General features: G+C 61.2%; 19 protein-coding genes and 1 pseudogene. 8 read left to right on the forward strand and 12 right to left on the reverse strand.

Translation table 11 applies throughout. The features are described 5' to 3' along the window. Positions 1-4 precede the first annotated feature (4 nt). The 9 genes from H281_RS0105460 to H281_RS0105500 are packed head-to-tail and all read right to left on the reverse strand — an operon-like array spanning position 5 to position 8,993. Complete coding sequence (locus H281_RS0105460) at positions 5-1,099, reverse strand: maleylacetate reductase (RefSeq protein ID WP_020066068.1); 1,095 nt, start codon at positions 1,097-1,099, stop codon at positions 5-7. After that, entirely contained in the window at positions 1,096-1,956 is an 861-nt protein-coding gene (locus H281_RS0105465) for an intradiol ring-cleavage dioxygenase (protein ID WP_020066069.1), read from the reverse strand. The genes H281_RS0105460 and H281_RS0105465 overlap by 4 nt, the downstream gene beginning before the upstream one ends. Positions 1,957-1,983: 27 nt before the next feature. Next, the gene (locus H281_RS0105470) at positions 1,984-2,268 is read right to left on the reverse strand and encodes a YciI family protein (protein WP_020066070.1); all 285 of its coding nucleotides are present in this window, start codon (positions 2,266-2,268) and stop codon (positions 1,984-1,986) included. A 34-nt stretch (positions 2,269-2,302) separates the two neighbouring features. Further along, entirely contained in the window at positions 2,303-3,208 is a 906-nt protein-coding gene (locus H281_RS0105475) for an NAD(P)-dependent oxidoreductase (RefSeq protein ID WP_020066071.1), read from the reverse strand. Between the two features lie 17 nt (positions 3,209-3,225). Continuing rightward, the gene (locus H281_RS0105480; RefSeq protein ID WP_027804317.1) at positions 3,226-4,296 is read right to left on the reverse strand and encodes a 2,3-butanediol dehydrogenase; all 1,071 of its coding nucleotides are present in this window, start codon (positions 4,294-4,296) and stop codon (positions 3,226-3,228) included. A gap of 60 nt (positions 4,297-4,356) precedes the next feature. Then, the gene (locus H281_RS0105485) at positions 4,357-5,325 is read right to left on the reverse strand and encodes an ABC transporter permease (protein WP_020066073.1); all 969 of its coding nucleotides are present in this window, start codon (positions 5,323-5,325) and stop codon (positions 4,357-4,359) included. Beyond that, on the reverse strand, positions 5,322-6,305 hold the full coding sequence (locus H281_RS0105490) for an ABC transporter permease (protein ID WP_020066074.1): 984 nt from the start codon (positions 6,303-6,305) through the stop codon (positions 5,322-5,324). Before H281_RS0105490 ends, H281_RS0105485 begins: the two co-directional genes overlap by 4 nt. Next, on the reverse strand, positions 6,289-7,842 hold the full coding sequence (locus tag H281_RS0105495; RefSeq protein WP_020066075.1) for a sugar ABC transporter ATP-binding protein: 1,554 nt from the start codon (positions 7,840-7,842) through the stop codon (positions 6,289-6,291). The genes H281_RS0105490 and H281_RS0105495 overlap by 17 nt, the downstream gene beginning before the upstream one ends. Continuing rightward, positions 7,839-8,993, reverse strand: a complete 1,155-nt coding sequence (locus H281_RS0105500; protein ID WP_020066076.1) for an ABC transporter substrate-binding protein — start codon at positions 8,991-8,993, stop codon at positions 7,839-7,841. The genes H281_RS0105495 and H281_RS0105500 overlap by 4 nt, the downstream gene beginning before the upstream one ends. A gap of 213 nt (positions 8,994-9,206) precedes the next feature. Here H281_RS0105500 and H281_RS0105505 point away from each other — a divergent pair, with 213 nt between their 5' ends. Then, complete coding sequence (locus H281_RS0105505) at positions 9,207-10,130, forward strand: helix-turn-helix transcriptional regulator (RefSeq protein ID WP_020066077.1); 924 nt, start codon at positions 9,207-9,209, stop codon at positions 10,128-10,130. A 199-nt stretch (positions 10,131-10,329) separates the two neighbouring features. Here H281_RS0105505 and H281_RS0105510 read toward each other — a convergent pair whose 3' ends face one another. The 3 genes and pseudogenes from H281_RS0105510 to H281_RS37730 form a co-directional block, all read right to left on the reverse strand. After that, positions 10,330-12,207 (reverse strand): potassium transporter Kup, encoded by a 1,878-nt coding sequence (locus H281_RS0105510; RefSeq protein ID WP_027804319.1) that lies wholly within the window; start codon positions 12,205-12,207, stop codon positions 10,330-10,332. Positions 12,208-12,502: 295 nt separating this feature from the next. Beyond that, positions 12,503-13,108, reverse strand: coding sequence for a hypothetical protein (locus H281_RS0105515; RefSeq protein WP_020066079.1), 606 nt, complete (start codon positions 13,106-13,108; stop codon positions 12,503-12,505). A gap of 126 nt (positions 13,109-13,234) precedes the next feature. Beyond that, positions 13,235-13,354: pseudogene (locus H281_RS37730) on the reverse strand (SOS response-associated peptidase family protein); the annotation flags it as partial. Positions 13,355-13,570: 216 nt separating this feature from the next. Between H281_RS37730 and H281_RS0105520 the strand changes: the two are divergent. The 7 genes from H281_RS0105520 (at position 13,571) to H281_RS0105550 (ending at position 21,222) form a co-directional block, all read left to right on the forward strand. Then, positions 13,571-13,954, forward strand: a complete 384-nt coding sequence (locus H281_RS0105520) for a nuclear transport factor 2 family protein (protein WP_020066080.1) — start codon at positions 13,571-13,573, stop codon at positions 13,952-13,954. A gap of 2 nt (positions 13,955-13,956) precedes the next feature. Further along, on the forward strand, positions 13,957-15,519 hold the full coding sequence (locus H281_RS0105525; RefSeq protein WP_020066081.1) for a tetratricopeptide repeat protein: 1,563 nt from the start codon (positions 13,957-13,959) through the stop codon (positions 15,517-15,519). Between the two features lie 545 nt (positions 15,520-16,064). Further along, positions 16,065-17,045, forward strand: a complete 981-nt coding sequence (locus H281_RS0105530) for an ABC transporter substrate-binding protein (RefSeq protein WP_020066082.1) — start codon at positions 16,065-16,067, stop codon at positions 17,043-17,045. Positions 17,046-17,075: 30 nt separating this feature from the next. Continuing rightward, complete coding sequence (locus H281_RS0105535; RefSeq protein WP_020066083.1) at positions 17,076-18,113, forward strand: aromatic ring-hydroxylating dioxygenase subunit alpha; 1,038 nt, start codon at positions 17,076-17,078, stop codon at positions 18,111-18,113. 4 nt (positions 18,114-18,117) lie between these two features. After that, a complete protein-coding gene (locus H281_RS34350) occupies positions 18,118-18,942 on the forward strand; it encodes an ABC transporter ATP-binding protein (protein ID WP_020066084.1) in 825 nt (274 codons plus the stop codon). 29 nt (positions 18,943-18,971) lie between these two features. After that, on the forward strand, positions 18,972-19,787 hold the full coding sequence (locus H281_RS0105545; RefSeq protein WP_027804320.1) for an ABC transporter permease: 816 nt from the start codon (positions 18,972-18,974) through the stop codon (positions 19,785-19,787). Positions 19,788-19,797: 10 nt separating this feature from the next. Further along, positions 19,798-21,222 carry an amidohydrolase family protein gene (locus tag H281_RS0105550; RefSeq protein ID WP_020066086.1) on the forward strand — a complete coding sequence of 475 codons (1,425 nt, stop codon included), beginning with the start codon at positions 19,798-19,800 and terminating at the stop codon, positions 21,220-21,222. Positions 21,223-21,265: the final 43 nt, after the last annotated feature.

A 21,265-nucleotide genomic window follows, 5' to 3' on the forward strand; every position in this document is an offset into this window, starting at 1 on the left:
GACTTTACGGAGGACCAAACGACGCCATGGTCGGGCGGACGCCTTCGAACGCCATCTGCAATACCTGCCTGATGCCACTTTGGGAAAGTGCGCGGGGATTGAAATACGGCGAGCGCATGGCGATTTCCGCGGCACGGTCGAGATCGCGCTCCTGAATGCCGAGCTCGGCAAGCGAACGGGGCGTTCCCAAGGCCCGGCCGAGATCAAAGAGCGCAGCCACTGGATCGCTCATATCGAGTGCCCGGCGCAGGCGCTGAGCGGCATCGGGCGCCGACGGCAGGTTGAACGCCATGGCGTAGGGCAGGACCACGGCATGCGTCTGCGCGTGCGGCAAATTGAAGGTGCCGCCAAGCGTATGGCACAGCTTGTGATGCAAGGCCATGCCCACATTGCCCAGCACAGTGCCGCAAAGCCATGCACCGTATTGCGTGATTTCTCGAGCAGCCAGATCGTCGGGACGTTCGCATACCGATACGAGGCCTCGCGCAAGACTGCGCACGCCCTCTTCCGCGAACATCGACATGACCGGATTGATGTCCTGCGCGTACAAGCCCTCAGCCGCATGGGCGATGGCGTTCAGTCCGCTGGTGGCGGTCAGCCCCACCGGCAAGCTCAGCGTGAGCGTGGCGTCATAGATCACCGTGCGCGGCAAAACGCGATGACTCTTGCCGGTCTTCTTTTCGCTGCTCGCGGTCAGCCCGTAGATGGGAGTGACTTCGGAGCCCGCGTAAGTCGTGGGGATCGCGACGATCGGCAAGCTCGTTTCCAGCGCGATTGCCTTCGCCAAGCCCAGTGTGGAACCGCCTCCTGCCGCGACCAGTCCATCGGCTCCGGCATCGCGGGCCGCCTCGACACCGGCTTCGGCGGTTTCGACCGGCACGTGCATGACTGCCCGATCGAATATCGCATGGCAGCGTCCTCCGCCCAGCTCGCGCACGCGCTCGGCCAGCGCGCATTGCTCCGGCGTCGAAAGCACGAGCGCGCGCCGGATGCCGAGTTCGTCGAGTTCGTCACTGAGCCGCGCGAGCGAGCCCGCGCCGAAAACAATGCGGGTCGCGCGGGTGGAATAGATGAATGGCGTCGCGATGCTCGGTGTCATGATGAACGGTTCAGGACAAAGTCAAAAGCGAGCGTGCTGAACGGCGACTGCATGCGCGTGCCGTCGGGCGCCACGCCCTCTTCATGGTGAATCCAGTCTGCAATTAGCGACGAGCGCACGCCGAACACGGCGTCGGAATCGAGGTAGCGGTCACCGTCGCGAAACACATGGGTCACGAGCCGCTCATAGCCGGGCGCGGTGATCATGAAGTGCAGATGAGCGGGCCGCCACGGGTGGCGCCCAAGCGCGGCCAGGAGCTTGCCTACGGGTCCGTCGTGCGGAATCGGATAAGGCTCCGCCACGATCGAGCGAAAGTGATAGGAACCATCGGGCAAGCTGTGCAGCACTGCCCGCGCCCGGTGCGTATCGCCTTCGTACTGAACATCGTAGAAGCCAGCCGAATCTGCCTGCCAGACCTCGATCCGCGCATTCGGCACAGCTTCGCCCTCGAGCCCCATGATGCGGCCTGAGACGAAGCATGGCTCGCCGCCGGCACCGTTGGCAATGTCGTCGCCATTGCGATGCACTGGCGCTCCGCCGACGAAAAACGGCCCAAAGACCGTGGCCTCGGTGCATCCGACGGGCTTCCTGTTCGCCATTGCGGTGACGAGCATCGAGAGTCCGAGCGTGTCGGAGAGCAGAATGAACTCCTGACGATTGCCGTCCGTGATATGACCGACCTCCGTCAGGAAGCGGATACCCGCTTCCCACTCATCTTCGGTCAGCTGCACCTCGCGCGCGAAATCATGAAGATGCCGGACGAGACTCGTCATAACCGCCCTCAGACGGACATTGGACGCCCCCTCGTGGCGCTTGAGTACCGCATCAGTGATGGTGTTTTCGTCGAGATTACGCATGGCGATTTATCGGTCGTGAAGCATGGATCAGCGGTTGTCGACGCGCTTGAGAAACGGGCGGATGTCGACGCTCTTCCAGATGCCGGCCTCGTTGAACGGATCGTTCGTATTAAAGCGGACAACCTGGCCGATGTCGTCGGCTTCATAGAGGAAGAAGCTGCCGATCATCGTCTTCTCGTCCGCCGCAAGCAGCGGGCCGGACATCACCATTTTGACCGGCGCAGTCGCGAGATAGGCTTTGTGGGCGTCGTAGTGGGACAGGCGGCGTTCGACCATGCCGTCATGGTCAAGGCAATAAACGGTGTAATGCATATGCGACTCCTGATAGTTGTGATGCGAGCGGCGCTCAATTGTGCAAGCCGGAGCTCAATTCAACCGCGCGCACGATCGAGAAGAAATCGAGTTCCGCGCCGTCCGCGTCCACATACTCGGCGAACTGCTTGCGCACCAGGGCGGCGGCCGCCATTGGCACACCTGCGGCTTCGCCGGCATCCACCACCAGCGACATGTCCTTGAGCATCTGCCGCGCTGAAAACGCCGGCTTGAAATCGCGCTGCTTGAGCGGGTCGAGCTTGTACTTGATGAGCGGCGAAGCCGCGACGCTATCGCCGATCACGGTCAGCATCTCGGTCCAGTCGAGGCCGCCCTTCTTGCCGAGCGTGAGTGCTTCCGCGAGCAGCACCGCCGTCGACCCCACCAGATGATTGATGGCAAGCTTCAGATAGCGCGCCTGCTGGTCTTCACCAACGTAATACTGGCGCGCCGAGATCGCTTCGAATACACCGCGCGCCGCGTCGAACGCATCCTTGGGGCCCGACGCGAACACGGTGAGCTGGGCCTTCTCCGCGAGGACGGTGCTGCCCGAGACCGGCGCCGCGATATAGCCGATGCCCCGCTCTTTCGCAGCGTCGCGAACGGCTGCAGATGCTGCCGGCGACACTGTGCTCATGTCGACATACACGGCGCCCGCCGGCAGGTTCGCGAACACACCTTGCGACCCGAGCGCGACCTTCAACAGAACCGCGTCATCGGGGATGATGGAAAAGACGAGTTGCGCCGATGCCGCGAGCGCCGCGATATCGGGCGCCGGCCTCACGCCGTGCGTAGCGAGTTCGCCGAGGCGCCCCGGATCGACGTCGTACACGACCACGTCGTAACCCGCCTTGAGCAGGTTGAGGACAATGGGTGTGCCCATCTTGCCGAGGCCAATCCAGCCTATCGAAGGCTTTTTCACCTTGTTTTGATCAGTCATTCGTGCGTGCTCGCTTGTCAGGTCGTCTGCGGGTTGATCAGGATCTTCATCTTGTCGCCACCTTTGTCGCTCAGGGCGTCGAAGCCCTTGGCCACGACGTCGTCCGCGTCGATCAGGTCGTGAATGAGTTTCTCCACCGGGAATTTTCCGTTCGCGATCATGCCGATGATGCGCGGCCAGATGGTGACCGGATAACACCACGTGCCCTCTATGTGAATGTCCTTGAGCGACCACTTCATCGGATCGACGGTGGCGGTGCCCACGTGCAAGCCGGCCTGAACGACTGCGCCGGCCGATCGCACGGCGTCGACGCATGCGTTCAGTGCATGCTGGTTGCCCGAACATTCGATCGCCACGTCTACTCCCACGCCTTCGGTCAGATCGCGAATCCTCTCCGGCAACTCGCCCTCCGTGGGATCGAAGATCTGCGTGGTCACGCCGAACTCTGACATCTTTGCGGCACGGGCGGGGTTCGGTTCGCTCACGAAGATCTGGCTGGCGCCAGCCGCATGGCACGCGAGCGCCGCCAGCACGCCGATCGGCCCCGCGCCCGTGATCAGCACAGACGAGCCGACCGTCACGCCGCCGCGATCCACCGCATAGAGGGCGACCGCCGCGGGCTCGATCAGGGCGCCCTGCTTGTCGCTGACGTTATCCGGCAGCCTGTTCGCGTGATAGTCATTGAGAACGGTATATTCCGCCATGCCCCCACCGTCCCAGCTCAAGCCGACGCACCCCATCTTCGTGCAAAGGTGACGCATGCCCCGCACGCAGTAATAGCACTGCCCGCAAGATGCCAGCGGCATGACCGATATGCGGTCTCCCGCTCGCACGTTCTTCACGTCCCGCCCCACTTCGAGCACTTCGGCGCTGAACTCATGGCCGAGCACTTGCGGCGCCTTGGCCCCCGTCAGCGGATGCGGCTCGGTCGGGACGACGATCGGACCTGCCTGGTATTCATGCAGGTCGGTACCGCAGATGCCGCACCACATCGGTTTGACGATCATCTGATCTGCGCCGATGCCGCTCGGGTCCGGCACGTTCTCCACGCGAATGTCGTGTGCACAATGAAACCTGACTGCTCTCATGCCTGCTCCTCCTCTGCTGGACGCTCGCCCGCGCTAGCGTCGTTCCTGAAATCAGGTCTGCTAGCGGCGCCGCCGGGTCACATAGCAGGCCGATGCGCCGATGATGATCACGCCCTTGACGATGGTCTGCGCCTGAACCGGCATGCCGATCAGCAACACGATGTTGAATACGATGATGAGAATCGCGGCGCCCATCAGTCCGCCCGGCAAGGTACCGCGCCCGCCTGACAGCGCGACGCCGCCCATGACCGCCGCAACGATCGAATCGAGCTCAAAGCCTTTGCCGACCCAGTTGTCGACGATGCCGACAAAGCCCGACAGGATGAGCCCCGCCAGTCCCGCCAACAGCGAACTGAGTACATAGCAGACGATGCGCACGAGATCCGGTCGTACGCCCACCAGACGCGCCGATTCCGAATTGCCGCCCACCATGAAGACGCGCCGCCCGAACGTGGACCGATGCAGCAACACGCCGAACAACGTGGCGCACGCGGCCAGGATCAGTATGTTGACCGGCAGTCCCGCGGCAAAGCCGGTACCCATCTCGTGAAAAACGGGCGGGACGTTGCCTGAGGGCGCGCCTTGTGTGTAGGCGAAGCGAAGACCTTCGAGTACGACGGCCGTAGCGAACGTCGCGAGAAACGGCGAGACCTGCCGTTTCGTGACAAGCAGTCCATTCAACAGGCCGGAGCACATGCACATGGCGACGGTCGCGCCGAAGATCGCGGGTGCCGATGCGTTTGTGCCGTCGAAGCCCGTAGCTATGACTGCGGCCGTCGCCATCACGGAAGCGACGGAGAGATCGAGCCCGCCTACGAGGATCACGAACACCTGCCCAATGACGACGATGCCAAGCGGCGCGAACTGCATCAGCATGTTCACGACATTGTCGCGCCGCAGGAAGGTAGGCGAAAACACACCGGAGGCAATGACCAGGACCGCGAAGAAGACATAGATGCCGTAGCGGCGCGCTGTATCTATCGAGAGATAGCGTGCAAGCGACGGACGTTTGGAGAGAACCGAACTCATGCTGTCACCCGTTTGCGCTGCGCATTGACCGACACCGCGATGATGACGGCTAACCCCTGGACAATCAGTTGGTACTGCGACGCGATCCCGGCGAAGTTGATCAGGTTGTTGAGAAGGCTCAGCAGGTAGACGGCGATCAGCGTGCCGATCACACCACCCCGGCCGCCGGTCAGCACGGTGCCGCCCACCACCACGGGCGTGATCGACGCCAGCGTGTAGTTCACGCCGAGATAGGGCTGTCCGGAGCCGAATTGCGCAGCCAGATAGATACCGGTCACGCCCGCGCAGATTGCGGAGAAGACGTACACGAACAGGATCACGCGCGCCTTGGGAACGCCTGTGAGGCTGGCCGCATGTTCGTCGTCGCCGACCATGTAGATGTAGTGTCCGAGGCGCGTGCGGCGCATGAAAAACGACAGCGCAAAGTAAAGCAGTACTACGATCGTCGCCGTCACCGGTATGTTCAGGAAGCGGCCGTAGGCAATCGAATCGAAGCCGTCGGGAACATTGCCTGCCGGCCCGAGTGAGTAGTACAGAATCGCGCCCTGCAAAACGGCGCCCATGCCGAGCGTCACGATCAGCGGATGGACCTTGAGCCGCAGCACGAGGCCGCCATTAATCAGGCCAACTACTGCTGAAAGCAGCAGCACGACAACGATGGCGCTCGTCCATCCGCCATGAGGGTTGTCCGCGAGGCCGGACGTGAGAGTCGCGCTCGCGCTGATGAGCGAACCCACCGAGAGGTCGATGCCGCCGGTCAGAATAGCCAGCGTCTGCCCGAGGGCCACAAGGGCGAGTCCCGTGGCTTGCTGATGAACATTCAGCAGGTTGCCGACGGTCGCGAAGCGGTCGCTGGCATAGGCGCCTGCGATCAGGAGCAAAACCAGCAGACAGAACCCGGCCAACGGAGCGGCGTTATGCGCCACGTGGCGCCGCATGCCGGTTGCCCTGCCGCCGGTTCGATCAATAAGCGTGCTCATGCGCGTCTCCTGTGGTTTGTGACGTTTCGGTCGTGGCAAGGCGCATGATGTCGTGCTCGGTCATCTGTTCGCCGCTCACTTCGCCGTTGATACGGCCTTCCCGCATGACCAGCACGCGATCCGACATGCCGATCACCTCCTGCAACTCCGAACTGATCATCAGGATTCCAAGACCTCGCGAGGTCAATTCGCGCATGACGCGGTAGATCTCGGCTTTCGCACCGACATCGACGCCACGGGTCGGCTCGTCGAGAATGAGCACACGCTTGCACACGCGCACCCAGCGGCTTATCAGCACCTTCTGCTGGTTCCCTCCGGAGAGCGTGGCGACGCCGCCGGCGGGATGGGCGCCTGCAATCCTGTATTCGTTGATTGCTGCCTGTGCCGCTGCGCGCTCCAGCGCCGGGCGCATCAGGCCAAAGCGCGACACCTGCGCAAGGGTGGTGGCCGTGACGTTCTGCGCGACATCGAGCAGCATGAGCAGCCCCTGGGACTTGCGATCCTCGGTGACAAAACCCAGCCCGAGCCGGATGGCGGTTCGGGGCGTCATGCGGGTGCGCCGGGTACCGCCTATGTCGACGGTGCCGCGATGCGCTCTCAGCGCACCGAAGATTCCTGCGGCGAGCTCCGTGCGGCCCGATCCCACCATGCCCGCGATGCCCACTATCTCGCCGGCACGCACGGTAAGCGACGCGTCGACTACGCGATTACCCACGCACAGACCGTTCACCTCCAGCACGTTCGGAACGCCGGGCGCGAGGATCGGCTTGTCCGGATAGATGTCCTTCATCTCGCGGCCCACCATCAGACGTACCAGTTGATCGCGCGTGGTGTTCGCGACACTTTGCGTCGCGACCTTGCGGCCGTCCTTCATCACGGTCACCCGATCGCACAGCTCGAATATCTCGTCGAGCCGATGCGAGATATAGACGATCGCGACGCCCTTTGCCCGCAGCGCCCGCACGCGCGCAAATAGCAATTGCACTTCCTTGCCCGCGATGACCGCAGTGGGCTCGTCGAGGATCAACACGCGCGTCTCGCCAGCCATGGCCTTGGCGATCTCGACCATCTGCTGATCGGCGACGGAGAGGTTGCCGACGCGCTCGCGGGAATCGAGCCGCACGCCCAGTTCGCCCAGCAACGCCTGTGCATCCCGATTCATCCGGCCATGATCGAGTACCCCGATCCGCGTGCGCGGCTCGGCGCCCGCGAAGATGTTCTCAGCGACCGTAGATTGCGGAAACAGCACCAGCTCCTGGTGGATCACATGGATGCCATGGCGTTTCGCGTCTGCGGCCGATTTCCATTGCAACGGCTGGCCGGCGAAACGTATCTCGCCCGAATCCGGCGCATAGACGCCGGCCATGATCTTGGTGAGCGTCGATTTACCCGCGCCGTTCTCGCCCACCAGCGCATGAATCTCACCGGCGCGCACACCGAGCGACACCTGATCGAGGCTTTTCACGCCGGGGAATTCCTTGGTGATCCGAATCACCTCTAGCAGATCCCCGGCGCTGATGTCAGCGTGCCCGTTCATTTCTCACCCGGCAGCTTGACCTTGAAGGTCGCCGGGTTGTAACCCGGGCCCATTCCGCCGTCGATGATTACATCGGGCGGTCCCTTGCTGTCGACGATCTGATCGATGTACTGGTCCGGATGCGGCACCGACGCCGTCTCGTCCCCGCGCGTCAGCGCGATCTGCGGACTGATCTCGTAGATCTTAGGCACGGTCTGACCGTTTAGAACCTTGAGCGCAACCTCGATGGAAGTGCGGCCCATGGTTGGCGGATAGCCGATCTCCAGCATTGGAATCTTGTACTTCAACGCAAGCTGCAGCGGGCCGTTGAGGTCCGCCGTCGTATGAGGCGGGATTTCGCCGGCCTTGAAGCCCGCGGCAATGAACGCGTCGATGGACCCGGCGACGGGCAAGCCATGAGCGCACCAGACCGCGTTGATGGTATGCCCGTACTTGGCGATCATCGCCTGCATCTGCTGCTTCGCCTTGACAGGGCTCCAGTCCGAGTAGACCGTGTCGAGCACCTTGATGTCGGGATACTGCGAGAACACCTGCCTGGCCGCGGCCTCGCGGTCGGCACTGACGCTCGAACCCGCCTGTCCTGCAAGCATGACGACGTTGCCCTTGCTGTGCAGTTTCTCGACGATCCATTGCGCCCACACGCGCCCCATCATGGCATCCGAGCCCGTCACGAAGGAGACGAAGTTATCCGAAGAGATCCGGCGGTCGACCATCACGACGGGAATGCCCTGCTTCATCGCGCGCGAGACGACAGGATCGAGCGCCCTCTGGGTGTTCGCGCTGACGATCAGCAAGTCGACGCCGCGCGATATCAGGTCCTGGATGTCGGCGGCCTGCTTCGCGTCGTCCATGTTGCCGTTAGTGACGATGAGCTGCTTGATGACATCGGTGTGCTCCGCCGCCGCCTTCATCAGCGAGTGCTGCATGACTACGCGCCAACTGTCGCCAAGCCCCGCGTTGGCGAAGCCGATCACGTAGGGCGGCTTCTTTTTGAATTTAGCGGTATCGGAGAAAGGGATCTGAACGGCGGGGTTGAAAAGGAAGGTTCGCGCGGCTCCTGCGTAGTCGGCGCGCGCGCTCATGGACGGAATCGTCAACGCGGCAGCGAGAGCCAGCCCGGTTGCGCGGATCAGGCGAAACGAAAGATGCATTTATGTCTCCGTGAATGTTTTTGTCGTCCTGCCGGTCGTTCATGCACGGGCCTTTCATCTTCATTCGGATCACGACATATAATCGTTTCACCGAACACCGGATGGTGAACGCCAGCGACGGGCTCAGAGTGACACGGTTCGTTTCGCTAAACTAGCAACTGCTATTACTAGTAATGGCAGTAACAGGAATAGGAAACTCAAGGAGACGAATCGGTGGAAAAGCAGCAGCGGTTAAACGAACTGGCCGATTTCTTGCGCACTCGCCGAGCTCGTCTGCGTCCGGAAGACATCGATTTCCCATCCGGACCACGCCGGAAAACCCCTGGGCTTCGTCGTGAAGAGGTTGCGGAGAAGGCGGGCATCAGCGTCACGTGGTACGCGTGGCTCGAACAGGGCCGCGAAGTCAACGTGTCGTTTCGAACCGTGGAGAGCATAGCTAATGCATTGAAACTCTCTCCGCACGAACGGACACACCTCTTTGAACTTGCGAACCATTACACGCCGCCCGGGCCTTATCCGATCGCGCAAAACGTGACTGACACCGTGCGCCGGATGCTGAAGCAATTAGGCAACATGCCGGCTTATGTGGTCGACGGCAACTGGAACTATGTCACGTGGAACGAGGCTGCAACTAAAGTGTTCACTGACTTCAGAAACCTGCCGGCGGGCCGTTGCAATCTCCTGTGGTTCACGTTTCATGCGGAAGGTGCCCGAAAGCTGTTCCGAGAGTGGGACGCCTATGCGAAATGCGTTCTCGCACAGTTCCGCGGAGACTACATTCTCCGTCCCTCCGGCGAAGTATTTCTTCGAGATCTCGTCGAGGAACTGAACGACACCGACTCGGAGTTTTGCAAATGGTGGGCGGAGCACGACGTGCTCAAGCGCAGCGACTGGCGAAAGGTGATTGAGCATCCCGTTGCGGGCGTACTCGAGCTGGATGCACTGTCGCTCGAGGTGCCCGATGCTCCGGGTACGCGCATCATGGTGTACACCCCCGCGCCCTCCACGGATACCGCGGAACGCATCGAGGCGCTGATGAAGAGCACACGCTCAGCTACGAAATCCTTCGAGGCAGCAACGGTCCTGGAAACCTTCCGCAAGCCGGTCGCGCCGTCGCCGAAGAAAACGTCATATTGAACGATTGGACGCGGCCAGACATCTCAAAGCCCGTCCTGCACTCATCCAAGGCACGGCTCGAATACCGCACCCGCAGCCTTAGAAGTTGTGCTTTTGCGTGAATATACGTTCGGCGTGGTTGCGGTTTCCACGATAAGCGCCGACAGGCCGTCATGCCAAGGACGGACCCGAAACTCTTCGCTCGAGTTGGCACTACCCTTCAAATCTCCACCTGCGCTCCCAGTTCGATGACCCGATTGGGCGGAATCTTGAAGTAATCAGCCGCGTCGCGAGCGTTGCGAGACATCGCGGAATACAAGGCCTCCCGCCATAGCGCCATGCCGGCTTTCGGCGTGGCGAGGACTGTCTGGCGGGCGATAAAGAAGGAGGTTTGCATCGGGTCAATCGAGAGCCCAGCATGCCGGCCTTCTTGCAAAGCGCGCGGTATGTCGCGCTCATCCGAGAACCCATAGTAGACGTTGACCTGATAGCAGTTGTGTCCATGCGGGACCACCTTGATGCGTTCCCTATCCGGAACTCTGGGGATGTCGGTGGCGTACACAGTCAAAAATATCGTTCGTTCATGCAGCACCTGGTTATGCAGTAGGTTGTGCAACAGCGCATGGGGTACGCCGTCACCTTCTGCACGGAAGAATACGGCCGTACCAGGCACGCGCAGTGGTGGATTGATGAAGAGCGACTGGAGGAAGTCGTCGAGAGGGATGAGTTGGCGTTGGAGGCTTTGGAATACCAGTTCGCGCCCCCTTCGCCACGTCAGCATGAGCATGACCATCAGCGCACTGATTGTTAGCGTAAACCAGCCGCCGCTAATGATTTTCAAACTCGTGGAAGAGAACAAAGCGACGTCAATCGTCAAGAAGAATCCGGTTGCTGCGACCGACAGCAACAGCGGAAATTTCCAGCCGAAACGAACAACGAAGAACGTCAGCAGCGTCGTCGTCAACATCGTGGCGGTCGCAGCAATGCCATAGGCCGAAGCCAGATTGGAAGACGAGCCGAATCCCACAACGGCCAATATGACAGCCGTGAGCTGAAGCCAATTGACGAGTGGGATATAGATTTGCCCCTTGTGACTTTCAGAGGTCTGGCGGATGCGCATCCGGGGCAGGAAGCCCAGCGCAATAGCTTGCTGGGTCACTGAAAATGCACCAGAGATTGTCGCCTGCGATGCGATAACGGTCGCCATCGTCGAGAGCACTACGAGCGGATAGACGCTCCAGGGGCCAAGCTGCAAAAAGAAAGGATTCGAAACCGCTGCCGGATTCGATAACAACAAGGCGCCTTGCCCGAGGTAATTGAGTGCCAGCGCGGGAGCGACGATAGAGAACCAGGCCAGGCGAACTGTCTTCTTGCCAAAGTGGCCCATATCAGCATACAGCGCTTCCGCACCAGTAAGCGCCAGGACAACCGCACCGAGAGCGACGAAGGCCAACCACCCGTTGTGGATGAGAAAGCCGAGGGCGTGGAGCGGATTAAAGGCAATCAGAATGAACGGGTTCTTAGCGATATTAGCAACGCCCATCGCAGCAAGCGTAATGAACCAGACCAGCACAATCGGGCCGAACCATTTTCCGATACCGGCTGTGCCCCTGCGTTGCAACAAGTAGAGTGCAACCAGAACGGCCAATGTCACAGGGATAACATACGGCTTAAGAGCAGGTGCGGCCACTTCCAGCCCTTCAATGGCCGACAGGACTGAAATGGCTGGCGTAATCACACCGTCGCCGAAAAACAGCCCTGCGCCGACCATGCCAAGCAGCATCACCGGGTAGTACCAACGGGATTTCTGAGTGACCGACGATAGCGCTAACGCGGTCATCGCCATAATTCCGCCCTCCCCTCGGTTGTCCGCCCGCAAAACAAGAGTTACGTACTTGAGCGAAATTACGATTATTAGGCCCCACAAAATCAGCGAGACCACCCCCAGCACATTGACGGGGACAGGCGAAAGACCGTGATGTTTCGCGAATACCTCCTTCATTGTGTATAGCGGACTGGTTCCAATGTCGCCGTACACAATTCCGATGGCAGCCAGCGTCAGCGCAGCCATGCTATTTTTATTGGAGTCTGTAGTCACGACGCCGCCTCATTGTTGAGCCTCAAAGCATGTAACTGCGGAGCGAACTGCTGCTTCAGCCCACTACAACTTCTGCAACCGTCGCATCGCATCCGCCCTCCGCTTACGTTCCAGCAGTTTCCCGCTACGGCGCTGCCCACCTTTTGATAGTGATTATAGGCGGGTGCCATTCTTGCCCGCTCCGGCGATTTGGCGGCAGCGCGTTTTTTCCAGCACACGCTGTCCATTGGAGATGCATGCACATCGCGCAACCGTTTTGCGTCGCAATGACAAGTGCCGCCGGGCGACACATCTATCACTGCGGAGCAGTCCCGACCCGCTCAACCGAAGTTGCTCGGGCAGAGACGAATTTCGCGCGGACCGAATCTCCGATTTTCAGACCGTCAATAGAACAGTCTGGGGCAACGTCGAATTCCTCAGTTAGGGTCGGGCCGCGCAGTGTGACCAACCGTTTCTTCCGGTCGATTTTCAGCACTGTCGCCAGCAGCTCCACGCTCTGGGTAGAACTGGCTTCGCCATCCTGTGTTGGCTGCACAACCTCGGTTTCGATTCGCTCGCGGATGCCGCTGGATGCGGACTTGGTGAGGTGCGTCAGAATTGCGTTTCTATATGCGATTTTCACCGTGTCCCCCACGTCAAATTCTTTTAATTCTGTGACGTCCGGGCTGACTTCTATCACGGCCATTTCGCCGCGCGTGTCGCGCAAGGTCACACTGTTGTGTGACAGGTCTACACCCGTGATGCGTGCCTGAATATGTCGTAGCGCTCCCGCACCGGCCAGTTGGCCTGACTTCTGGAAGCTTGCGTCCTGAGAAAAGGCCGGCTGGAATAGCATCGGGCCGGCCAGGATAACCGCAGCGACCACGCCGAGGCGGGGAACCCGCGTGCTGTATTGCCTCATGTCTGCCTCCTTCCCGGGTTTTCCATGCCGGAGCTTGCACTGCTTGGCTGAGTCGGTTCGCCCTCTCGGCGCGTGGCATTCGCGATGCCGGCCCCGAAAGGCTCGGAAACGAGCCAGCAGTGTTCGTCACGCGGCCATGCGATGCTCGTAGTACGGCCGGTCCCTGTCATCGAGTAGTGCGTACATTGCCTCCCGGTCCTGTGGATCGGGGTTGAGCCATGCATCTATGTTTTCCGGCTTGATAGGGCCAGGAACGGTCGTTCGACACCGGCTCGAAGATATCGTAGACAATTCGTGAAGTCGTCCCCTTGCTAGCAACTGCCCATCACGATGAAGTTTAGACCTCGGCAAGAGCACACATTGAGCACATGCTTCGTGGAGTCTCGAAGTCGTCTGGACGGGCGCCCGGGTTTATCCCACGACGCACGCAATAGGTGAACTTAAGGTAGCCGGAGGCACTCCATGCAGGAAGAGAAAATAATTGAAGCCCTGAATGCGCACTGGCAAGCGTCAGCGGCCGGCGATCTCGACGCAGAACACGATATTTACGATGACGATGCCATCTGTGACTATCCCCAGTCAGGCGAACGAATCCTCGGACGAATGAATTTGCAGGCACTGCGGAGTCATCATCCAGGCAAGCCAGCAGGTTTCGATGTCAGGCGAATTCAAGGAGAAGGTAATCTATGGATCACGGAATACTCCATCACCTATGACGGGCGACCGGCTTACACGGTAAGCATTATGGAGTTCCGCAAGGGGAAGGTCATTCACGAGACCCAGTACTTTTCAGATCCCTTTGAAGCGCCGGGTTGGCGGAGTCAATGGGTTCAGCAGATCCCGTGACAATGCACATTGAACACGCTCTCGCCGCCGCCCAAAAGAACCTCATGGCCGGTCAACTTGACGATGCTGCAAGTCTGCTGCACGGTATTCTCGCAAGCGTCCCCGACCACAGTGAAGCGCTTTCGGGCCTCGGTTACATCGCCGCCGAACAAGGCGATCATGCACGCGCAGCAGAGTTTCTGATACAGGCATCGGCGCACATGTCCGTGTCGTTTGAACAACTGAATTTCGCCGCGCGGGTGTGTCAGTTGGCACAACGTCACGACGATGCAATAGCGCTGTTCGAGCGCTGCCTGGCCCGGTTTCCAGACCATGCCGCTTCATTGCATGGCGTCGCAATGGAGCTGATACAGCTTGGTGAATTGCAGCGTGCACTCGAAATCCTGGTGCATCTGTGCAAAATCCAGCCGCAGTCAGCCGAAGCGCATTACAACCGGGGCTCGCTGCTCGGTAAGTTGGAGCGCTATGAGGACGAGCTGGATGCTTACCGGCAGGCGATCGCGCTCAAACCGCGTTTCGTGCGCGCATACGTCAATCTCGGTGTCGCCTTGCGAGATCTGCGACGCTTCGATGAGGCGTTGCTTCAATTCAAGAAGGCGCTTTCGCTCGATCCGAACGACGTCGGTGCCCGCACCAATCGGGCTCAGACGAATTTGCTGCTCGGCGAATTCGAACACGGCTGGCGCGAATACGAATGGCGTTGGCGCGATGGCACCGGTAGCCACGGCTTTCCGCAGAGCACCCTATGGACCGGCGGGCAACCGATACGTGACAGGACAATACTCGTTCATCACGAGCAGGGGTTTGGCGACACGCTGCAATTCGTACGCTTCGTGGATCGGCTCAGTGCGGCTGGAGCTCGCGTCGTGTTGCGCGTTCAGGATGCACTGCTGCCGCTTCTGAAGAATTATCGGGGCGCGGCCGAAGTCATCGGCGAGACGGGAGAAGTGCCGCATTTCGATTATCACATTCCGACCCTGAGTCTGCCGTTTGCGCTCAAGGTTCGCGCACCCGATCTCGCGGTGACCGGTCCATATGTTCACGCAGACGACGCGCTTGTCCGTCAATGGGACGATCTGTTTGCCGCCTCTGCTCGACGGCCGAAGGTTGGGATCGTATGGTCGGGAAGCCGGACACATGTGAATGACCACAACCGGTCTATATCGCTCGAACAACTGACGCCGTTATTCGATGCCGACGCGGACTTCTTCGCGTTGCAACATGATGTACGTGACAGTGATCGGACGTGCCTCGCGCAGCTTGAGCAGCGCGCGCTGCTGCGCGATGTTTCCGCGCAGCTTACTACGTTCGCCGAGACGGCTGCGCTGATCGCTCGCCTCGACCTCGTGATCAGCGTCGACACGGCCGTAGCGCATCTGGCGGGGGCGCTCGGAAAGCCCGTATGGATTGCTGTGCCGTTCATGCCGGACTGGAGATGGCAACTCGACAGAAGTGATAGTCCATGGTACGCACAGGCGCACTTGTTTCGACAAACGACACGAGGCGACTGGACTGGCGTAGTGGCTGCGCTTCGCGCAGAGCTCGACGCTTGGCGGGGCGCCTGAACGCGCCCTGCGAACAGCGAGCGCCATTCATGTGCTCACGGCGAGCCCCATCTGTATTCGATCTCTTTAAAATCGTTTCCGTCTGATTGAAGAGCGTCCGTCAGAAAAAGGGTTGGGTTTCCACCTACCTTTATAAAACCGTACAACGTCTCTCTGTGAGGAAGGCGTTCCTTCACAGTGCGTCCATGCCTCACGATTGGGCGCCGCTGCCCCTGTATCGCCCTCTCTGACAGGCTTGCAACGACACGGTCCGGCAGTCCCGGCAACGAATCTCTGGCATGGATATCGCTTAAAGCGTTGCAGAGTATAAGCGGCTAGCGTCGGCGTATCTGACCGGCGTGGGGCATTGCTCTTGGGGCGCATCGCGCGCCTACGTCGACCAGCCTCGACGTTCGAACGGAATCGTCCGGATTCCGTCGACAGGAAGCGTTGCGTGAATCGCCCCGAATCTTCCTCGATCGTCATCCGGCACGCCGAGCGCATTGCGCCCGACACGTTCTTACGTCCGCATGGTCTTCCTACGTTCCAACAGGGGAGCCCTTTTCATGCGTGTATTGAATCGCATCTTGAGCAGCATCGTTCTAGCCGCGAGCATCTGTTCGACGACATCGGCGCGCGCCGACGATCACATCACCATCCTGACAAGCTGGTATGCGCAGGCCGAGCATGGCGGCTTCTATCAGGCGCAGGCCACGGGCCTCTACAAGAAAGCCGGGCTCGACGTCACGATCAGGATGGGCGGCCCGCAAGTCAACGGTATGCAGTTGCTCGTCGGCGGCCAGGCTGACTTCATTCTCGGCTACGACTTCCAGGTGCTGTCGAGCGTCGAGGCGGGGATTCCGGTGACGACGGTCGCCGCCTCATTTCAGTTCGACCCGCAAGGCATGCTCACGCACGACGACGTGAAGAGCCTCGCGGACCTCAAAGGCAAGACAATCCTGGTCGCGGGCTCGGGCCGCACGTCGTGGTGGCCCTGGCTCAAGGAGAAGTATGGCTATAGCGACGGTCAGACGCGTCCCTATACGTTCAACATTCAGCCGTTCTTCGCCGATGCAAACGTCGCGATGCAGGCGTATCCGTCATCCGAGACGTTCCAGGCCGAACGCGCGAACGTGAAAACGCACTTTTTCCTTTTTGCCGACGCCGGCTATCCGCCCTACAACACCACCATCGTCGGCATGAAGAAGACTCTTGCCGAGAAGCCCGATGTGGTCGCGCGCTTCGTGAAGGCGTCGATGGAAGGCTGGAAAAGCTATCTCGTCGATCCGGCGCCGGGCAACGCGCTCATCAAGAAGGACAATCCCGAGATGACCGATGCGCAGCTCGCGTTCGGCGTGGCGCAACTGAAGAAGCTGAAGCTCGTGACGGGCGGAGACGCCTCGACGCTCGGCATCGGCGCGATGACCGACACGCGCTGGAAGCAGACCTACGACTACATGGTCGGCGCGAAGCTGCTCAAAGCGAGCACCGACTATAAGAGCGCCTATACGCTGCAGTACATCCAGAACGCGAAGGTCATGCCCTGAGCGGGCTTCACGGAATCAAGGAGTCCGATCATGCTGGTTACACGTCAGAAAGTTTTGCGCCGCTTCTGGTACGCGGTCATGCCGATCTCGCAACTCGACGCAGGTCCGCAGCCGTTCACGCTGCTTGACGAACCGATCGTCCTGTGGAAAGGCGCGGGCGGCAAGCCGCATGCGCTGCGCGACCGCTGTTGCCATCGCACGGCGAAGCTCTCGAAGGGATTCGTCGATGCCGATGGCAACATCGCCTGCGGCTATCACGGCTGGACCTACGACTGCAGCGGCAAGTGCGTGCGCATTCCGCAAAACGCGGGCGGCGAGATTCCGTCGCGCGCGATCGTGCAGTCGTATCGCTGCGAGGAGCGCTACGGTTACGCGTGGGTTGCGCTCGACGACCCGCTGCAGCCGATTCCCGAATTTGCCGAGGAAACCGCACCGGGCTACCGGCGGATCCTGCAGTTCTATGAACAGTGGAATACAAGCCCGCTGCGCATGATGGAGAATTCGTTCGACAACTCGCACTTCAGCTTCGTGCACAAGTCGAACTTCGGTCTCTTCGACAATCCGAAGCCATCGAAGTACGAGTTCCGTCCGAACGAATGGGGCTTTGAGGCCGAGACGCGCGTGCCGATCCGCAACCCGCAAGCCAGCTTCCGCATCACGGGCACCACCGACGACATCACTGAGCGCCATCTGATGAACCGATGGTACTTGCCGTTCGCGCGGCGCTTCGGCTGCATGTATCCGGCAAGCGGCGTGCATCACATCATCTACAACTGCGCGACGCCGATCGACGACCGGACGATGATGCTCGTGCAATGGCTCTATCGCAACGACACCGAAGAGCAATGTTCGACCCAGGAGCTGATCGACTGGGACCGGCCGATCACCGATGAAGACCGCGAGATTCTCGAAGCCACCGACTACGACGCGTGCATCGACGTGCGCCGCCAGCAGGAATGCCACATGGCATCCGATCAGCCCGGACTGCTGATGCGCCGCATGCTGCTCGAGCTGCTCGAAAAGCACGGCGAGCGTGAAGTGTTCCGCATCGATACAGAGGAGGCATGAGGCCATGAGCGATGACAGCAAAGACACGGCGCTCGCCGTCCAGCGTGTCGACAAGGTCTATCCGAATGGCACGATCGCACTGGACGATGTACGCCTCACCATAGGCGCGGGAGAATTCGTCTCGCTGCTCGGACCGTCGGGTTGTGGCAAGAGCACGCTGCTCAAGATGTTCGCGGGCATCGAGACACCCACGCACGGTCACATGCGGTGGTGGGGCCAGCCGTTCAGCGTCGTCGGATCGGTCGGGCGGCGCATGTCGATGGTGTTCCAGGAAGCCACGCTGATGCCCTGGGCGTCGATTGCCGACAACGTGCGCCTGCCGCTTGACCTCGCGCACGTACCGCGACGCGAAGCCGACGCGCGTGTCGCCACGGCGCTCACGAACGTCGGTCTTGGCGGCTTCGGCACAGCGCGTCCGCGCGAGCTGTCGGGCGGAATGCAGATGCGTGCGTCGCTGGCACGGGCGCTTGTCACGGAACCCGACCTGCTGCTGCTCGACGAGCCATTCGGCGCGCTCGACGAATTCACGCGCAACAAGCTCGATGCCGATCTTCGCGCGCTCTGGAGGAAGCGCGGCATGACCGTGGTGTTCGTCACGCACAGCGTCTACGAGGCGGTGTATCTGTCGGGACGCGTGGTTGTGATGCAGGCGCGTCCAGGGCGCATCATCGCCGACGTGCCGATCGGCGGGCCGGCCGAACGCGACGAAGCGTATCGCGTGTCGGCACCCTTCATGCAACATTGCAAGACGCTGTCGGACCTGATCACCGACGCGCATCTGGCATCGAGTGAAGACAGGCAGGTCGATACCGAAGGAGCGCAATCATGAGTAGTCAGACGCTTGCAACGAAGCCTGCGATGCAGCCGACAGCCGAGCGCCGGCGCAGCCCGCCGCTGTTACAGCGGCCCGGCGTAGCGAAGGCGATGGCGCCCTGTGTCGTCGGCATATTGATGCTGCTGGTCTGGGAAGGCTGGTGCGCGCTCTTCAAAGTGCCGGTGTATCTCGTGCCTGCGCCGCATGACATCGCGCTGCAATTGGTCGCCGATGGCCCGATGCTCGTCATGAGTCTTCTCGCGACGCTCAAGATCACGCTGCTCGCCTTCGCACTCGCAACAGTCTTGGGCGTGGCGGTCGCACTGCTCTTCGCGCAGAGTCCGCTGATCGAGGCGAGCTTATTTCCTTATGCAATCTTGCTGCAGGTCACGCCAGTCGTCGCGATTGCGCCGCTCATCATCATCTGGGTGAAGGACACGACGTTCGCGCTCGTGATCTGCGCGACGCTCGTCGCGTTGTTCCCTATCATCTCGAACACCGCACTCGGCTTGCGCAGCGTCAACCCGGGCCTTGTCAGCCTGTTTCGCATCAATCGCGCGACACGCTGGCAGACGCTTGTGCGTCTGCGCATCCCGAGCGCGCTGCCGTATTTCTTCGGCGGCTTGCGGATTTCCAGCGGACTTTCGCTGATCGGTGCGGTCGTCGCGGAGTTCGTCGCGGGAACCGGCGGCAGCGGTTCGGGTCTGGCCTATCAGATTCTGCAGGCGGGATTCCAGTTGAACATTCCGCGCCTTTTTGCGGCGCTCTTTCTGATCACGCTCACGGGCGTGGTGCTGTTCGGCATCACCGTATGGGTCGCGCGCATCGGCTTGCGCGGCTGGCACGAAAGCGAACTCTGAGACCATCGATATGAGCATACTGATTCGCAATGCAGCGGCCATCATGACCGGTGGCAACGGCAGCGCCGAAGAACCCGCGCGCGTGGACGGACCGGACATCCGCATCGAAGGCGAAACGATCGCAGCGATTGGCAGGCTCGCGCCGCGCGAGGGCGAGACGATAGTCGATGCCTCCGATTGCGTGGTCTATCCGGCGTGGGTCAACACGCATCATCATCTTTTCCAGTCGCTGCTCAAGGGCGATCCTGCGGGACTCAACGCCTCCCTCACGCCGTGGCTCGCCGCGACGCCGTATCGCTTTCGCGTACTCTTCGATGAGAAGCGCTTCCGCCTCGCTGCCCGCATCGGGTTGATCGAACTGATGCGCTCGGGATGCACGACGGTCGCGGACCACAACTACCTGTACTACCCGGGCATGCCGTTCGACAGTTCGGCTATCCTCTTCGACGAAGCGGACAAGCTCGGCCTGCGCTTCGTGCTGTTGCGCGGCGGCGCGACGCGCACGCGCCAGCTCGAAGCCGAGTTGCCGACCGCGCTCCGGCCCGAGTCGCTCGATGCCTATCTCGCCGATATCGAGCGGCTGGCATCGACTTATCACGATGCCTCACCGCGCGCGATGCGTCGTGTCGCAATGGCGCCGACCACCGTGCTCTATTCGATTTCGCCGCACGAGATGCGCGAGACGGCCAGCGTCGCGCGCAGGCTCGGCTTGAGGATGCACAGTCACCTGTCGGAGACGGTTGGCTATCAGGACAGCGCGAAGGCGATGCATGGCGCAACGCCGGTCGAGTTCTGCGGCGAATACGACTGGCTCGGCGACGACGTCTGGTTCGCGCATCTCGTCAAGCTCGACGCACACGAGATCGCGCTGCTCGCCGAGACTAGAACCGGGGTCGCGCATTGTCCGCAATCGAACGGGCGGCTCGGCAGCGGCATCGCGCCGGTGCGCCAGATGGCGGACGCGGGCGTGCGAGTGTCGATCGGCGTCGATGGCGCGGCGTCCAACGAAGCCGCCGACATGATCTCCGAGGTCCACATGGCGTGGCTCGCGCAGCGCGCGCGGCGCGGCATGGCGGCGCAACCTGTCTATCGGGGCGGCACGTTCGAAGGCGGCGCCGACGCCGCTTCGGTGGAAGAAGTCGTGCACTGGGGGACGGCGGGTGGCGCGCGCGTGCTTGGACTCGAAGGCGTCGGGCGAATTGCGCCGGGCTACTCCGCCGATATCGCCGTGTACCGGCTCGACGATCCCCGCTACTTCGGTCTGCACGATCCAGCGATCGGACCGGTGGCGTCGGGCGGACGGCCGACGGTCGCGGCACTATTCTCGGCGGGGCGCTGCGTGGTGAAGGACGATGCCGTGGCGAATGTCGATCTCGGCGAACTGCGACGGCAAGCGCTGGCCGAGGTCAGCGGGATACTGGCAGAAGTGGCGTAACGGCGGCTTTGCCCGCTCGTGCATCTCCGGTGGCGAAGTCAGG

It is taken from the genome of Paraburkholderia caledonica (genome assembly GCF_000383275.1).
GTDB lineage: Bacteria > Pseudomonadota > Gammaproteobacteria > Burkholderiales > Burkholderiaceae > Paraburkholderia > Paraburkholderia caledonica.

What these genes read in the sequence shown, in the direction of transcription:
- H281_RS0105490 (WP_020066074.1), bottom strand. Translation starts at nt 6,305, where the DNA reads ATGAGCACGCTTATTGATCGAACCGGCGGCAGGGCAACCGGCATGCGG.
- H281_RS34350 (WP_020066084.1), top strand. Translation starts at nt 18,118, where the DNA reads ATGAGCGATGACAGCAAAGACACGGCGCTCGCCGTCCAGCGTGTCGAC.
- H281_RS0105545 (WP_027804320.1), top strand. Translation starts at nt 18,972, where the DNA reads ATGCAGCCGACAGCCGAGCGCCGGCGCAGCCCGCCGCTGTTACAGCGG.
- H281_RS0105500 (WP_020066076.1), bottom strand. Translation starts at nt 8,993, where the DNA reads ATGCATCTTTCGTTTCGCCTGATCCGCGCAACCGGGCTGGCTCTCGCT.
- H281_RS0105550 (WP_020066086.1), top strand. Translation starts at nt 19,798, where the DNA reads ATGAGCATACTGATTCGCAATGCAGCGGCCATCATGACCGGTGGCAAC.
- H281_RS0105480 (WP_027804317.1), bottom strand. Translation starts at nt 4,296, where the DNA reads ATGAGAGCAGTCAGGTTTCATTGTGCACACGACATTCGCGTGGAGAAC.
- H281_RS0105530 (WP_020066082.1), top strand. Translation starts at nt 16,065, where the DNA reads ATGCGTGTATTGAATCGCATCTTGAGCAGCATCGTTCTAGCCGCGAGC.
- H281_RS0105470 (WP_020066070.1), bottom strand. Translation starts at nt 2,268, where the DNA reads ATGCATTACACCGTTTATTGCCTTGACCATGACGGCATGGTCGAACGC.
- H281_RS0105475 (WP_020066071.1), bottom strand. Translation starts at nt 3,208, where the DNA reads ATGACTGATCAAAACAAGGTGAAAAAGCCTTCGATAGGCTGGATTGGC.
- H281_RS0105465 (WP_020066069.1), bottom strand. Translation starts at nt 1,956, where the DNA reads ATGCGTAATCTCGACGAAAACACCATCACTGATGCGGTACTCAAGCGC.
- H281_RS0105515 (WP_020066079.1), bottom strand. Translation starts at nt 13,108, where the DNA reads ATGAGGCAATACAGCACGCGGGTTCCCCGCCTCGGCGTGGTCGCTGCG.
- H281_RS0105520 (WP_020066080.1), top strand. Translation starts at nt 13,571, where the DNA reads ATGCAGGAAGAGAAAATAATTGAAGCCCTGAATGCGCACTGGCAAGCG.
- H281_RS0105485 (WP_020066073.1), bottom strand. Translation starts at nt 5,325, where the DNA reads ATGAGTTCGGTTCTCTCCAAACGTCCGTCGCTTGCACGCTATCTCTCG.
- H281_RS0105535 (WP_020066083.1), top strand. Translation starts at nt 17,076, where the DNA reads ATGCTGGTTACACGTCAGAAAGTTTTGCGCCGCTTCTGGTACGCGGTC.
- H281_RS0105460 (WP_020066068.1), bottom strand. Translation starts at nt 1,099, where the DNA reads ATGACACCGAGCATCGCGACGCCATTCATCTATTCCACCCGCGCGACC.
- H281_RS0105495 (WP_020066075.1), bottom strand. Translation starts at nt 7,842, where the DNA reads ATGAACGGGCACGCTGACATCAGCGCCGGGGATCTGCTAGAGGTGATT.
- H281_RS0105525 (WP_020066081.1), top strand. Translation starts at nt 13,957, where the DNA reads ATGCACATTGAACACGCTCTCGCCGCCGCCCAAAAGAACCTCATGGCC.